Here is a 13,811-nt window from a genome sequence, read left to right as displayed (position 1 = left end):
CCCTTTCATGACACTCCAGGAGGCGGCGAGCGAACCGAGATCCCCCGCGAGAGGTTTCCGGACCCACCACTCCGTTTCATGCATAATCACTATTATGCATGAAACGGAATATAACCCAGTGTAAGACTGTCGGTGCCATGCGGTACAAGATGCCTATGAGGGTTTCCGAGGCACAGCAAGCCTTTTTCGCCGCACGTCGTCCCCGCAAGGATTCCCCTCACACCACCGACGCCTACCGCCGGGACCTCGCCGGCATCACCACTCTCCTGCTCGGCGAACTGGGCCGCTCCCCTGACGAGCTCACCGTCGAGATGCTCACGGCGCAAGCGCTGCGGAACGCGTTCGGCGCCTTCGCGGACACGCACGCCAAGAGTTCGGTCTTACGCGCTTGGTCGACCTGGAACCAGTTCCTCACCTTCTGCGTGTCCGACGGGCTGCTGGCGGGCAACCCGATGGGCGCCGTCGCCCGGCCGAAGGCGCCGCCGCTGACACCGAAACCGTTGCGGGGCGAGGAAACCCCGGAGCAGTTGCTCGCGGCCGCGGCGGACGGTTCGCGTCGTACGCGGGATCCGTGGCCGGAGCGGGACGTCCTGGTGATCGCGCTCGGGCTGGTCGCCGGACTGCGCGCGGCCGAGATGCGAGCGCTGACGACGAGGTCGTTGGTCGGTCGTACGGGCGAGATGCGGTTGCACGTCCATGGCAAGGGCAGTCGCGACCGGTCGATCCCGGTGCAGCCGATCATGGAGAAGATCATCGAGGAGTACCTGGCCTCGTGCCGTCGTCGCTTCGCGCAGCAGCGGTTCGGGCCCGCCACTCCCCTCCTTCGCGATCGTGCGGGCGAGCCGATCGGCCGCGGCGCGCTGGAGTACCTGGTGAAATCCTGCTATCGGTGGGCCGGGCTGCATGACCGGGTGCCGGTCGGGGCGAATCTCCACGCGCTGCGGCACACTTTCGCGACGCGGCTGGCCGAGGACGGCGCGACGGCGTCGGAGATCATGGCGCTGCTGGGGCACGCGAGCCTGGCGACCAGCCAGAACTACATCGAGGCGACCGGGCGGGAGCAGCGGGCGGCGGCCGCGAGCAACCGGACTTACCGGGCGCTGGACGGGATCGTGTAGGTCAGCGGAGCTGTTCGAGGTCCTTGGCGGCCTGGGCGATCTCGCCGGCGAGGCCGCGGAGTTCGCTGACGGAGGCGCCGTCGTCGGCTGCGGTGACGACGTCTTCGGCGGCGCAGCGGAGCTGGAAGAGCCGGTCCTGGAGGGTGGCGATCTCGGTGTCGGAGAGGACGACGGCGTCTTCGGGCAGGCCGCTGCGCTGGAGTGCCGTGCGGCGTTCGTAGGCGCGCTGGCGACAGGATTGCCCACAGTAGCGGCGGCGCCTGCCGACGTTGCCTGCCTGTTCGAGGCGTCGGCCGCACCATCCGCAGTGCTTCGGTGCTCCCGCGCGGCGCAGCTCGGACAGCTCTTCGGCGGACGTCTTCGGCTGCTCGGCGACTTCCCTCACGGCACGAACCCTAGCTGGCCATCGGACGATCATGCCGGGGCCACAAGGGAAGTGCACACTAGTGGGGTGCCGACACCGTTTCCGTACCTCGCCGACCCGCTTCCCCGTGCCTTCGCCCACCGGGGCTGGCACCTGGGTGATCTGGAAGGGCTGGAGAACTCTCTGCCGGCGTTCCAGCAGGCCGTGACGGAGGGCTATCGCTATCTGGAGACCGACGTGCACGCGACGTCGGACGGTGTGGTGGTGGTGCATCACGACGCGGCGCTGGATCGGACGACGGACGGTGCCGGGCTGATCGGCCGGCAGACGTGGGCGCAGCTGCGGAACGTCAAGATCGGTGGTCGTGCTCCGTTGTCGCGGCTGGAGGACGTCCTTGAGGAGTTGCCGGAGGCGCGGTTCAACATCGACGTGAAGTCGAACCAGGTGGTGGCGCCTTTCGTGCGCGCGATCGAGCGGACCGGGGCGTACGAACGGGTCGCGGCGGCGTCGTTCTCGGATGCGCGGCTGGCACGGATCCGGAAGCTGGCGGGGCCGAAGATGGTGACCGCGATGGGGCCGCGGTCGGTGGCGATGCTGTGGGCGAACGGCTTCGTGCCGCTGATTTCGTTGCGGGCGTTGTCGCGGGGTGCGATGGCGCAGGTGCCGGTGCGTCAGGGGCGGTTGAAGGTGGTGGACCGGGCGTTCCTGCGGCAGGCGACGCGGGCGGGGATCGAGGTGCACACCTGGACGGTGGACGATCCGGCGGAGATGCGGCTCCTGCTGGACCTGGGGGTGCACGGGATCGTGACGGATCGGCCGGATCTGCTGCGTGAGGTGCTTCGGGAGCGAGGCGCTTGGCCGTCCTGAGTGCCTTCCTGCTCCCCTCGTGCGTGCTATGAACGGCCCGTTACTTGCAAAATTTGCAAGTAACGGGCCGTTCATAGCATGGGGCAGGCCGAGGTCTACCGGGGTGCTTTGCCGTTCCAGGCGGCGTCCCAGGTCTTGGGTCCGAGGAGGCCCGAGTCTTTGATGCCGTTGGCCCGTTGGAGGGCGAGGACGGCTTCGCGGGTCTTCTCGTAGTAGCAGCCGGTGCCGGTGAAGCCGTAGCCGAAGGCGTTCATCCTCAGCTGGAACGCGACCAGTGGCTGGGCGCAGTCGCCGTAGGCGTAGACGACGCCGGGCCAGGCGGGCTTGGGGCCGCCGGGCGGGGCCGGTGGGGTGGGCTTCGGCTTGGGCGGCGGCGGTGGGGCCGGTTGTCCTCCCCCGCCGATGTAGGCGGAGTCGGCGTAGCTCGGGACGCGTTTGCTGCGGGCGTCGCCGTCGTTGCGGAAGCCGAGTTTGCCGGCGCATTCCCAGGGTTGCCAGCCGCGCATGCGGTAGAGGTAGAGGGCCCGGTAGTCCTGTTCGCGGGGGCTGGCCTGGTCGGGGCGTCCTTGGCCGCCGACGCTGCGCCAGGTGGGCAGGTCGAACTGGTAGGCGCCGTAGTAGCCGTTGCCGGTGTTGATGGCGTAGCGGCCGCTCGATTCACACATGCGGAGTTTGGCCCAGTGGGACCCGTGGGGATCCGCGGCGGCGGATCCGGTGGTGGCGATCTGCAGGCCCGTCACGGCGAGGGCGAGCAGGAGCGTTCTCGCCACTACGCGGTGTGCTGTGCGAAGGCGATGGGTCCTCATGAGCGGAACAGTAAATAACGGACACTTGCTTCACAAGAGTCACACCACGCCCTTCAGCCTCACATGAAACACACGCGCTTTCTGTCAGCGACACGCCGACGATGGTCGCGAAGCCGGCCGAGAGGACGTGTCGGGCGTCGAAACGAACACGGTCCGGACTCGTGCCGGACAGGTGCGGGTGATCACCAGTAGTCTCCCGCCTGACCTCGACGTTTACGACCTCAGGAGCAGTGCATGACGGTGGCCGGGACCCGCGATCGCAAGCGGGTATGGCGCGCTTGGTACCTCTACGACTGGGCCAATTCGCCGTTCTATTCGTCGGTGATCACCGTCTTCGGAGCGCTCTATTTGAGCGATGTGGCGTCCACTGATGCCAAGGCGAATTTCACCCTTAACGGGGACAGGGCGTGCACCGATTCGGGTGGAGTCGCGAACAAACTCCAGAACTGCGACGTCTCGTTGTTCGGGCTGCATTTCCCGGCGGGATCGCTCTGGGGGTATCTGCTGTCGATCGCGACGGTGACGCAGGTGCTGGTGCTGCCGATCGCGGGCGCGATCGCGGACCGGAGCAGGCACAAGCGGCGGATCCTGGGCGGGTTCGCGTTCCTGGGTGCGGTGGCGTCGGCGCTGATGTTCTTCGTCGCGGGGACGAACTGGCAGGTCGGGGTCTGGACGTTCATCTTGGCCAACATCGGTTACGGCGGCGCTCTGGTCGTCTACTACTCGTTCCTGGTCGACATCGCGGAGCCTGATGAGCGGGACTCGGTGTCGACGAAGGGGTGGGCGTTCGGGTACCTCGGTGGCGGTCTGGCGCTGGCGTTGCAGCTGGTGTTCTTCATGAATCACGAGTCCTTCGGCGTGAGCGAGGGGCTGGCCGTCCAGATCTGTTTCCTGACGTCGGGGATCTGGTGGGCGTTGTTCACCATCCCGGCGGTGCGGGCACTCCCCCAGATCCATGTGCCGAAGTCCGCGGAGCGGGGTCTCTCGGTGCTCACGGCGGGGTTCAAGGAGCTGAAGAAGACGATCTCCGAGGCGAAGGCCTATCCCCTGACGCTGGCGTTCCTGGGGAGTTATCTGGTCTTCACCGACGGGATCACGACCGTGGTGGCGGTGTCGGCGCAGTACGGCAAGGACGAGTTGAAGTACAGCACCGAGGTCCTGATCGTGACGGTACTGGTGATCCAGTTCCTGGCCTACGCCGGTGCGATGATCCACGGGGCGATCGCGGCCCGGATCGGGGCGAAGAAGACGATCCTGGGCAGTTTGGTGGCGTGGGTGGCGGTGCTGGTCTTCGCGTTCTTCATCGAGGCCGGGCAGCCGTTGCAGTTCTACGCGGTGGCCGTCGGGATCGGGTTGGTGCTGGGTGGAACGAACGCGTTGTCGCGGTCGTTGTTCGGTCAGATGATCCCGGAGGGGAAGGACGCTCAGTACTTCTCGTTGTACGTGGTCGGTGAGCGGGGCACGTCGTGGCTCGGTCCCCTGTTGTTCGCCGCGGTCGGGCAGATCACCGGTTCGTTCCGGTACGCGATCATCGCTTTGGTGATCTTCTTCGTACTCGGGTTCGTGTTCGTGTGGCTGGTCCCGGTGCGGCGGGCGATCGAGGCGGCGGGCAACCGACCACCGGCGGTGCTGTGACCGGAAGGGGTGCCGATAGGGTCGAGCGTCGTGACCGTACTGAAGGAGAGTGGCCCGGATCCCACGGACGCGTTGTCGTCGGTGCCGGTGGCGGGTTCACGGCGGAGTGTGCCGGTCGTCGGGAGGCTGAAGTTCTGTTACGGGCCGATGGACTGCGGGAAGTCGACGCTGGCGTTGCAGATCGACCACAACCACGCGCGGCAGGGTCGTCGCGGGATGGTGCTGGTGCGGCATGACCGGTCCGGCGAGCCGCAGATCACCAGCCGGATCGGGCTGACGCGTAAGGCGACCGAGGTGGGGACCGATACCGATCTGCGGTTGCTGGTGCGTGAGCAGTGGGCGGCGGGGCGGCATGTGGACTACCTGATCGTGGATGAGGCGCAGTTCTTGTCCCCCGATCAGGTGGATCAGCTGGCTGAGCTGGCCGATGACGTCCAGATCGACGTGTACTGCTTCGGTATCGCGACGGATTTCCGGAGCACGTTGTTCCCCGGAGCGGCGCGGTTGTTCGAGCTGGCCGACGAGTTGCAGCCGGTTCAGGTCGAGGTGTTGTGCTGGTGCGGGCAGACGGGACGGTTCAATGCTCGTGTCCGGGACGGTGAGGTTTTGCGGGCTGGGGACACCGTTGTAGTGGCGGATACCGAACAGTCTGTAGTTGAATCTTCATCAACATTACGTTCTGAGGGCGAATCGAACACGGTCCGTTATCAGGTACTGTGCCGTCGTCACTTCCGTCTGGGTGACCTGGGTCCTACCACGGCCCAACACGGTCAGTTACGGTTGACGTAACGGGCGTACTACTAGCCCATCTGGGGGATATCCGCACCAAGATGGCCGTATTCACGTCACGCCGGAGCGCGAAGTCACTCCTACTAGAGGAAGCTGATGCCACCGGGTGACGCAGCTCATCGTGAGCAAGGACATGGTGTTCAGGGAATCCTCTGGCCCCCTTTGTCGTTGCATAAAGTGAGCATCACCCTGGCTCCACCCGGAGCTGACTGAAAGGACCCCCATCATGGCCGACCGTGTTCTCCGTGGAAGCCGGCTGGGAGCGGTCAGCTACGAGACCGACCGCAACCACGACCTCGCGCCTCGGCGCACCGTGCGCTACGCCTGCCCCAAGAACCACGAGTTCGAGGTGCCCTTCTCCGACGACGCCGAGATCCCCTCGGTGTGGGAGTGCAGGCTGCACGGCAGCGAGTCCGAGATCGTGGACGGCGGACAGCCGGAGCAGAAGAAGGTCAAGCCCCCGAGGACGCACTGGGACATGCTCCTGGAGCGCCGCTCGATTCCGGAGCTCGAAGATCTGCTCAACGAACGTCTCGCCGAGCTGAAGGGACGACGGACCAGCCGGTCCGCCTGACGGCACGGCACAAGTAGCTAGCCCCACCACGAACGACGAAGGCCCCCGCGACCTCCCTCCGCGGGGGCCTTCGTCATGTCCGGGGTCAGCTGGGATACATGCTGGTGACGTTGACGAAGGTGGCGGTGATGCCCATGGCGTCGTCGGAGGCGAGGAACGCCAGGGTGGCGGCGACCTCCGCCAGCCTGGGCGATCGTTTGGTCATCCGGGCCTCGGTGAGGGCGGCGAGGACGTTCTCGATCATCTCCGGGGTCGCCGGCAACCGGTTGTCGACGGCGGCGAGCTTCTCGGGGGTGAACGTCTCCGGGATGCCGGCCACCCAGATACCGAGGGCGCGGACGCCGTGCGGGCCGATCTCGACGGCGAGGTTGCGGATGTAGGTGTCCAACGCGGCGTCGATCGAGCCCGTCGCACCCATCATCGGGCTGCCGTGAGCGGAGCCGCTGTCGAGGGCGAGGATGACGCCGGAACCCTGGGCGATCATGTGCCGGGCTGCCGCGCGGGCGGTGATGAAGTTGGTGGTGATGCCGGTGGTGATCGGGCCGACGTAGTCCTCGACCGACATCTCCACGAGCGGGATGCCCTGGATGTCGCCCCGCGTGACGAGGTTGAGCGAGATGTCGAGGCTGCCCGCCTCGGCCACCACGGACGCCGCGTGGTCGTCGACCGCGGTTTCGTCGAGGGCGTCGACGACGGCGACGTCGGCCTGTCCCCCGGTCCCGTTGATCTCTTCGGCGAGCTTCGTCAGCGCCGGTTCGTGGCGCCCGGTGAGGAAGACGCGGGCGCCGCGCGCGGCGAACTCCCTGGCGACACCGCCGCCGATCGATCCGCCGGCGCCGTAGAGGACCGCGTTCTTGTTCTCGAGGCTCATGGGTGTTCCTTCCGCGTAGGTCGGTTCGTGGTGCTCGACCGTTGAGACGCAGAAGGTGGCCGGGACTCATCGGTCTTCAGGTGATCGTCAGGGGCAGTCCGAACGCGGGGAACAGATGCGGTTCGAAAGCGGTGATCTCGGCGACCTTCCCGTCCTCGATCCGCAATACGTCGAGGACCTGGGCCCGGTAGATCCGGGTGCCCGGCCGTCGGACGTATCCGGCCGCGGCGGGGAGCCGGTTCGCTCTGGTCGGCAGGTGTTTCCATTCGCCGAAGTACGTCGGTGAGGCTGGATCGAGGGACTCGCTGACGAACTTGAGGAAGACGTCGCGGCCGGAGAACCACAGTGGATTCGGAGGCATCGTGAGCAGCACGTCTTCCTTGAGCAGCTCGGCCATGCCCCGGAGGTCGCCGCTGCCGGTGGCGGCGGCCATGTAGCGCCGCAAAATCGCCTGCTCCTCCTCGGTCGGCTCGGCGGTCCGCACCCACTCGGCTCGGCGTCCCGGCAGACGTTCCCGCAGGGTGGGCCGGGCACGCTGGAGTGCGCTGGTGACCGAAGCGACACTGGTTTCCAGTAGCTCGGCGGTCTCCGCGGCCTTCCACCCGAGGACGTCGTTGAGGATCACGACGGCCCGTTGCTTCGGCGGAAGGTGCTGAATGGCGGTGAGGAACACCAGCTCCATCGTCTCCCGGGTCTCCGCGACCTCGCCGGGTTCGGCCTCCGCCGAAGCGACCTCCTGGTCCGGGAACGGCTGCAGCCAGGGCATGAACTGGGGTGGTCCGCCAAGCTGGTCGACGCCCGGCAGCGGGTCGTAGGGGCGCGGGACCCGCTTGATGCGACGGAGGAAGTCCAGGCAGGTGTTGGTGGCGATGCGGTAGAGCCAGGCGCGGAAACTCGACCGGCCTTCGAAACCTTCGCGGCCACGCCAGGCTCGCAGGAAGGTCTCCTGAACCAGGTCCTCCGCGTCGTCGTAAGAGCCGACCATGCGATAGCAGTGGACGCGCAGTTCCCGCTGGTGCTGCTCGATCCGGCCGGCGAAGGCGACTTCGTCCAGGATTTCCGTCACAGGCTCCGGCGTGACGCTTTCATCCGGCGATTCGGTGTCTTTCGTGCTCAGCGCGAGCTGCGCGATGCGCCGCAGCCTGCCGACGTCCGAGGTGAGCGTGGTGAGGTCGGCGAAGAAAGTGTCCGGTGGCTGGGGTGTCAGCCGGTTCGCGACGCGGCCGACCTCGGAGATGAGAGTCGCGACGTCGGAGGTGGGGGTGCGCCGTGACCGGTAGGCCTGCTGGCGGCACGCGGCCGAGCAGTAGACGGCGGTGCGCCCGCGCGACCCCGTCTTCGGTGGCAGTGGGCCGCCGCATTTCGCACAGGCCTGTCCGGTCACGGATTCACCTTCCCCCGGAAACGTCACGCTCGATCGCGTTACGCATTATGCCGACGTGGCGGGCAGGTATCCGGGGATATCTTCGAGGTGGTGGTACACCGCCAGTCCACGGGACAGGGCGATGGCGACGTCCTGGTCGGCACCGGTGGACTCCCCCGGCAGGCGCAGGACGGCGTCGCAGTGGTGCAGGAGCCTGTCTGCGGTCGGGTACATCACGTCCTTGGCGACCGGGTCGGCGATGGTCTTCCCGCCCGCGCCGCGCAGTACCGGCAGGGCGACCCACTCGCCGATCATCGGCACGTGGCCGCTGCGGAAGATCGGCCACGCGGCTTCTTCGAGCCGGGCGAGGTTGCGGGCGAGCAGTTCGGGGTCGTCGCCGGTGCCGGAGCGGTACGGACCGGCGATGAGAATCAGGAGAGGTTTGGTCATGAGCCGGAGCATAATGTGCAACAATCGGCAAAAACAAGGAGGAACGTGCAAATGTTGGCTGCGCAACGACGAGACCTGCTGCTGGAGCGCCTGAAAACCGACGGCCGGATCGTGGCCAAGGATCTCGCCGCCGAACTAGCCGTATCGGAGGACAGTCTTCGCCGTGACCTGCGAGAACTCGCGGCGGCCGGGCTTTGTCAGCGAGTCTACGGCGGAGCTTTGCCACTCTCCCCCGCCACCGCGGACTACGCGACGAGGATGGCGGTCAGCGTCGCGGGCAAGGAACGGATCGCGAAACGTGCAGCAGCGTTGATCCGGCTCGGGTCGACCGTCATCCTCGACGGCGGCACCACCGCGCTCGCGCTGGCGAAGGCCTTGCCCGTCGACCTCGAGGCGACGATCGTCACACACAGCCCCACCGTCGCGGCCGCGCTCGTCACGCACCCGAAGGTCGAGGTGTTCCTCATCGGCGGGCGGCTGTTCAAGCACTCCGCGGTCACGTGCGGTGCGGCCGCGGCGGAAGCGGCCAAAGGGATCAACGCGGACCTGTTCTTCCTCGGCGTGACCGGGGTGCACCCGGAGACCGGGCTCACCACCGGTGACTCCGACGAGGCCGCGATGAAGCGGACCCTCGCCAAACGCGCGGCCGACACCTACGTGCTGGCCAGTTCCGAGAAGATCGGTGCCGCGTCCCCGTTCACCGTGCTTCCCCTGTCCGACGTCGCCGGCGTGATCACCGACGCGGCACCGGACGAACCGACCGTGCGGGAACTGGGAAAGCTCGGGGTCAGCGTGCTCGGGGTCAGCCCTTCTTGGCCAGCCCGCGCAGCTGCTGCCAGCGACGCTTGAGACCCCAGACGCCGACCAGCACGATCGCCTCGCGCACGACTGAACCGCTCATCTTCGACTGACCGATCTCACGTTCGGTGAAGGTGATCGGCACCTCGACCACCTCGAAGCCGGCGAGCTTCGTGCGGAACGCGAGGTCGATCTGGAAGCAGTAACCGCGCGAAGCGACCTCGTCGAGCGCGAGCTTCTCCAGCACCGTGCGACGGTACGCGCGGAAACCCGCGGTGATGTCGTTGATCTTCGTGCCGAGCGCGATCCTGGCGTAGAAGTTCGCCACCCAGGACAGCGCCTTGCGCCGGAACGGCCAGTTCACCGTGCTGCCACCGGGAACGTACCGGGAGCCGATGGACAGATCCGCGTCTTCCAGCGCCGCGAGCACCCGGGGAAGGTCTTCCGGCGCGTGCGAGCCGTCGGCGTCCATCTCGACGATGGTGGCGTACTCACGGGCGAGACCCCAGCGGAACCCGGCGACGTACGCGGCACCCAGCCCGGCCTTCTCGGTCCGGTGCATGACCTGGATCCGCTCGTCGGCCTTGGCGAGTTCGTCGGCGATGTCGCCGGTCCCGTCCGGGCTGCCGTCGTCGACGACGAGGGCGTGCACGTCCGGGAGTGCCTTGAGCAGGCGTTCCAGGATCGGGCTGATGTTCTCCCGCTCGTTGTACGTCGGGATCACCACCAGCACCGGGTCGATTCCCTGGTCCCCCCGTGGCGCCTGCGCCATCCGTCTTTCCTCCGTGTTCCGGCGGGTCAGCCCGCCGCTTCCCTCGTTGCCTTGGCGACGCTCGCGCGCCGGGTGCGAAAACGGAGCACGAACCCACCGGCCACCCCGGCGAACGCCAGGGCCAGCAGCCCGTACTCCGTCGTAACACCGAGTAGATCCGACAGCGTAGTCTGCTGCCTCAGCGGTACTCGCCCCACCAGGGAATCTGCGGTGAACAGGCTGGTAGAGGCCGTGATCGAACCGTCGGGGGCGACGATCGCGCTCACTCCGCTGGTGGCGGAGACGACGACGGCGCGGCCGTGCTCGACCGCGCGCAGCCGAGACATCGCCAGCTGCTGGTAGCTCATCTCCCCCGGCCCGTACCAGGCGTTGTTGGTCGGCACGACGAGCAGTTCGGCTCCGTCGGCGACCGATTCCCGGGCCGGGTAGTCGAACGCGGTCTCGTAGCAGATGAACACCCCGACCTTGGTTCCCGCGACCGACAGCGCGGAGTTGGCGCCGTCACCGGGTGTCATGTTCGCCACGCTGTCGACGAACGGGGTCACCAGCTCGGCGAGCTCGCGGGCGGGGACGTACTCGCCGAACGGGACGAGCTGCTGTTTGGCGTAGCGCTGGCCGGGGCCGGTGACGGGGTCCCAGACGAGCGCGGAGTTCTGCGCGGAGCCGTCCGGCAGCCGGACCAGCGCACCGATGATCGCCTGGATGCCGTAATCGCGGACCATCTGATCGACACCGGTGTCACCGGAGCGCATGGCCATCGCGGTCTCCGGCCAGATCAGCAGATCGATCTTGGTGTTGCTCGCCTTGAGCTGTTCGAGCAGCCGGGCGCTCTCGGCGAGGTGGTTGCTGCGGAGTTCGTCGCGGCGGCCTTCCAGCGCGAGCCCGATGTCAGGGGCGTTGCCCTGGACCGTGGCGATGGTGAGTTCGCCGTCCTGGGCCTCGGTACCGATCGTCGGCCACACGGCGAGACCCGCCAGCGCCGGCACCAGCGTCAGTACCGATGCGGCCACGAGGGAGCGCCGGGGGCCGGCGGCCTTCACGCGCAAGCACACCGCGGCGAGGCCGAAACCGGTCAGGACGACGGCGAGGCCCACCAGCGGAGCGCCGCCGATCGACGCCAGTGGGAGGAACGCGCCCTCGGGCTGGCTGAACGCCACGCGGCCCCACGGGAAACCGCCGAAGGGGAACCAGGCGCGCGGGGTCTCCAGCGCGATGATCACCAGGGCCGCCCAGAGTGGCCCGAGCGGCAGGTTCCACACCACGGTGGCGAAAGCTCCGCCGAAGCCGAGGTACACCGCGAGCGCCATCGCCAGGCCGAGCCATGGCCACGGCCCGAAGCCGGGGCCGAGGAAGTCCAGCAGCCAGGTCAGCAGTGGCAGGAAGAACGCCACTCCGAACACGAAGCCGTAACCGAACGCGCCGCGGAACCTGCGTCCGTGCACGACCAGGGCGAACGCGGTGAACGCCAGCGGCGCGAGCCACCAGAGCGGGCGGGGCGCGAAGCTCAGGTACAGCGTGAATCCCGACGCCGCGGCCACGACGAAACGCAGGAGCCAGGCGCGCGAGAACCGCCTGCGCCCGGCCGGTTCGGGCGCCACGTCGGGGTCCGGATTCGTCACGGTCGAAGACACTCCTGAACCCTAGGCCGTCCGGGTGAACACATCGTGGATGACCTGCCCGTCGCGGACGGTGCGCAGGCATCGGGGCAGCGGAGCGCCTTCGGCCAGGTTCGGGAGCGGGGGAACGCCGGCCCGGGGGTCGGTCGACCAGCGCTGGACCCGGGAATCCGGTGTCGCCACGACGAGGTCGGACGCGTCCCAGATCGCGTAGTGCGCGGGAGCGCCCGGCGTCAGGCTGCCGGTGACGCCGTCGTTGACCCCGGCGGCGCGGTGGCCGGCGCGCGTGTGCGCGGTGAAGGAGGCGCGGGCGGACAGGCCCGAGCCCGGGGTGCGGTGGTAGGTCCCGGCGCGGACGGTGGCCCACGGGTCCAGTGGCGTGACCGGGGCGTCGGAGCCGAAGGCCAGCAGGAGTCCTTCGGCGGCCATGGCCGCGAAGGGATTGAGCTTCGCGGCCCGGCCGGCACCGAGACGGTCGGTGTACATACCGTGCTCGCCGCCCCAGGCGTCGTCGAACAGCGGCTGGACCGAAGCGACCACACCCCAGCCCGCGAGTGCCCGCGCCTGGTCGGTGTCGATCATCTCGACGTGCTCCAGCCGGTGGTGCCGGGCGGCCAGCGCCCGCTGTCCGACGGTCTTCTCCGCCAGGCGGAATCCTTCGACGACCTCCGCGACCGCGGCGTCGCCGATGACGTGGAAGCCTGCCTGCAGACCGGCTTCGGTGCAGGCGGCGATGTGCTCGCCGATGGCGGGTGCGTCGAGGTAGAGCGTCCCGGAGGTGCCGGGTGCGTCGGTGTAAGGCTCGTGCAGGGCGGCCGTGCGAGAGCCGAGGGCGCCGTCGACGAACAGGTCGCCCGCCACTCCCCTGGCTCCCAGCGCGCGGGCGGTGTCGACTCCGCCGCGCTCGCCCCAGTAGCCGACGACCTCGGGCAGTCCCGGCCCCGCGGCGAGGGTGAGCAGGCCGGTCAGGTCGTCGGCGCCGGAGATGTCGGGGCCGGCGCACTCGTGGACACTGACGATGCCCTGGGCGGCTGCCTCGGCGAGGAACGCCCGCTGGGCTTCGCGGCGCTGTTCCGGGGTGATCGCCTCGCGCATCGCGGCGCGGACCCGGTGATGGGCGTCGCGGGTCAGGGGTCCGTCGACGGACCAGCCCTGGGTGTCGTGCACGCCGGGGGCCAGTGCGACGAGGGCGCTGGAGACGAGGGCGGAGTGGACGTCGACGCGGCTGAGGTACACCGGCGTCGTTCCCGCGGCTTCGTCGATCTCCGCGCGGCTGGGCAGCCTGCCGTCGCGCCATCGTGACTCGTCCCAGCCGTGTGCCACGAGCACCTGGCCGGGCCGGGCGGTGTCGCGGACGGCGGCCAGCAGTTCGGCGGCGCTGCGGACGGTGGTCAGGTTCAGCCCGGTGAGGTGCAGGCCGGTGGCGGTGGCGTGGACGTGCGCGTCGACGAACGCGGGGGCGACGAACGCGCCGTCGAGGTCGACCACCTCGGCGTCGGGGTGCAGGGTTTTCGCCGGATTGTCCTGTCCCACCCAGACAACGGTTCCGTCCGTGATCGCCATGGCGGTGGCGTCGGGGGCCGACGGAGTGTAGGTGCGCCCGCCGAGAAGGAGGGTCGTTCGCGCTTTCGTCACGCTTCCGAGTTTGCAGCGTGCGGCTGATCACGACGTGGCTAGGGTCGGTGAAATGAGCCGGGGAGCCGGATCCATGAAGTTCGAAGCCGATCGCGCCGTCGTCGGGACCACCGTGTCGGCGGCCTTGGGGCTCGGCGCGGTGGTCGTTTCACC

The 13,811-nt window shown here is 68.4% G+C and carries 14 protein-coding genes; 6 read left to right on the top strand and 8 right to left on the bottom strand.

Annotated features, from left to right (window positions below):
- Positions 1-137: 137 nt before the first annotated feature.
- Complete coding sequence (locus ACLJRL_RS19285) at positions 138-1,118, top strand: tyrosine-type recombinase/integrase (RefSeq protein WP_410657594.1); 981 nt, start codon at positions 138-140, stop codon at positions 1,116-1,118.
- Position 1,119: 1 nt separating this feature from the next.
- Here the strand turns inward: ACLJRL_RS19285 and ACLJRL_RS19280 are convergent, their stop codons facing one another.
- Positions 1,120-1,503: a hypothetical protein gene (locus tag ACLJRL_RS19280; RefSeq protein ID WP_410657593.1), complete on the bottom strand. Its 384-nt coding sequence runs from the start codon at positions 1,501-1,503 to the stop codon at positions 1,120-1,122.
- 66 nt (positions 1,504-1,569) lie between these two features.
- Between ACLJRL_RS19280 and ACLJRL_RS19275 the strand changes: the two genes are divergently transcribed.
- Positions 1,570-2,349, top strand: coding sequence for a glycerophosphodiester phosphodiesterase (locus tag ACLJRL_RS19275; RefSeq protein ID WP_410657592.1), 780 nt, complete (start codon positions 1,570-1,572; stop codon positions 2,347-2,349).
- A gap of 95 nt (positions 2,350-2,444) precedes the next feature.
- Here ACLJRL_RS19275 and ACLJRL_RS19270 read toward each other — a convergent pair whose 3' ends face one another.
- A complete protein-coding gene (locus ACLJRL_RS19270; protein WP_410657591.1) occupies positions 2,445-3,119 on the bottom strand; it encodes a transglycosylase family protein in 675 nt (224 codons plus the stop codon).
- A gap of 270 nt (positions 3,120-3,389) precedes the next feature.
- Between ACLJRL_RS19270 and ACLJRL_RS19265 the strand changes: the two genes are divergently transcribed.
- The 3 genes from ACLJRL_RS19265 (at position 3,390) to ACLJRL_RS19255 (ending at position 6,153) form a co-directional block, all read left to right on the top strand.
- A complete protein-coding gene (locus ACLJRL_RS19265) occupies positions 3,390-4,790 on the top strand; it encodes an MFS transporter (protein WP_410657590.1) in 1,401 nt (466 codons plus the stop codon).
- Positions 4,791-4,820: 30 nt separating this feature from the next.
- A complete protein-coding gene (locus tag ACLJRL_RS19260) occupies positions 4,821-5,579 on the top strand; it encodes a thymidine kinase (protein ID WP_410657589.1) in 759 nt (252 codons plus the stop codon).
- A 226-nt stretch (positions 5,580-5,805) separates the two neighbouring features.
- A complete protein-coding gene (locus tag ACLJRL_RS19255; protein ID WP_027945319.1) occupies positions 5,806-6,153 on the top strand; it encodes an RNA polymerase-binding protein RbpA in 348 nt (115 codons plus the stop codon).
- Between the two features lie 85 nt (positions 6,154-6,238).
- On the opposite strand, the gene ACLJRL_RS19250 is transcribed toward ACLJRL_RS19255, so the two are convergent.
- The 3 genes from ACLJRL_RS19250 to ACLJRL_RS19240 all read right to left on the bottom strand — a co-directional run bounded on the left by ACLJRL_RS19250 (position 6,239) and on the right by ACLJRL_RS19240 (position 8,837).
- Positions 6,239-7,024, bottom strand: a complete 786-nt coding sequence (locus tag ACLJRL_RS19250; RefSeq protein ID WP_410657588.1) for an SDR family NAD(P)-dependent oxidoreductase — start codon at positions 7,022-7,024, stop codon at positions 6,239-6,241.
- Positions 7,025-7,100: 76 nt separating this feature from the next.
- Positions 7,101-8,408 carry a sigma-70 family RNA polymerase sigma factor gene (locus ACLJRL_RS19245; protein ID WP_410657587.1) on the bottom strand — a complete coding sequence of 436 codons (1,308 nt, stop codon included), beginning with the start codon at positions 8,406-8,408 and terminating at the stop codon, positions 7,101-7,103.
- 45 nt (positions 8,409-8,453) lie between these two features.
- Positions 8,454-8,837 (bottom strand): DUF4406 domain-containing protein, encoded by a 384-nt coding sequence (locus ACLJRL_RS19240; RefSeq protein ID WP_410657586.1) that lies wholly within the window; start codon positions 8,835-8,837, stop codon positions 8,454-8,456.
- A gap of 51 nt (positions 8,838-8,888) precedes the next feature.
- On the opposite strand from ACLJRL_RS19240, the gene ACLJRL_RS19235 reads away from it, so the two are divergent.
- Positions 8,889-9,686 carry a DeoR/GlpR family DNA-binding transcription regulator gene (locus ACLJRL_RS19235; protein ID WP_410657936.1) on the top strand — a complete coding sequence of 266 codons (798 nt, stop codon included), beginning with the start codon at positions 8,889-8,891 and terminating at the stop codon, positions 9,684-9,686.
- On the opposite strand, the gene ACLJRL_RS19230 is transcribed toward ACLJRL_RS19235, so the two are convergent.
- From ACLJRL_RS19230 to ACLJRL_RS19220, 3 genes are read right to left on the bottom strand one after another with little or no spacing between them, the layout of a single operon-like run.
- Positions 9,640-10,407 (bottom strand): polyprenol monophosphomannose synthase, encoded by a 768-nt coding sequence (locus tag ACLJRL_RS19230; protein WP_410657585.1) that lies wholly within the window; start codon positions 10,405-10,407, stop codon positions 9,640-9,642. The two genes, ACLJRL_RS19235 and ACLJRL_RS19230, sit on opposite strands and share 47 nt — an antisense overlap.
- Before the next feature lie 26 nt (positions 10,408-10,433).
- Positions 10,434-12,038 (bottom strand): apolipoprotein N-acyltransferase, encoded by a 1,605-nt coding sequence (gene lnt / locus ACLJRL_RS19225; RefSeq protein WP_410657584.1) that lies wholly within the window; start codon positions 12,036-12,038, stop codon positions 10,434-10,436.
- Between the two features lie 9 nt (positions 12,039-12,047).
- Entirely contained in the window at positions 12,048-13,658 is a 1,611-nt protein-coding gene (locus tag ACLJRL_RS19220) for an amidohydrolase (RefSeq protein ID WP_410657583.1), read from the bottom strand.
- Positions 13,659-13,811: the final 153 nt, after the last annotated feature.

Source organism: Amycolatopsis sp. lyj-112 (assembly GCF_046549055.1).
Classification (GTDB): Bacteria; Actinomycetota; Actinomycetes; order Mycobacteriales; family Pseudonocardiaceae; genus Amycolatopsis.
The sequence above is the reverse complement of the archived record's forward strand: the minus strand, read 5'-3'. Positions and strand labels throughout refer to the sequence as shown.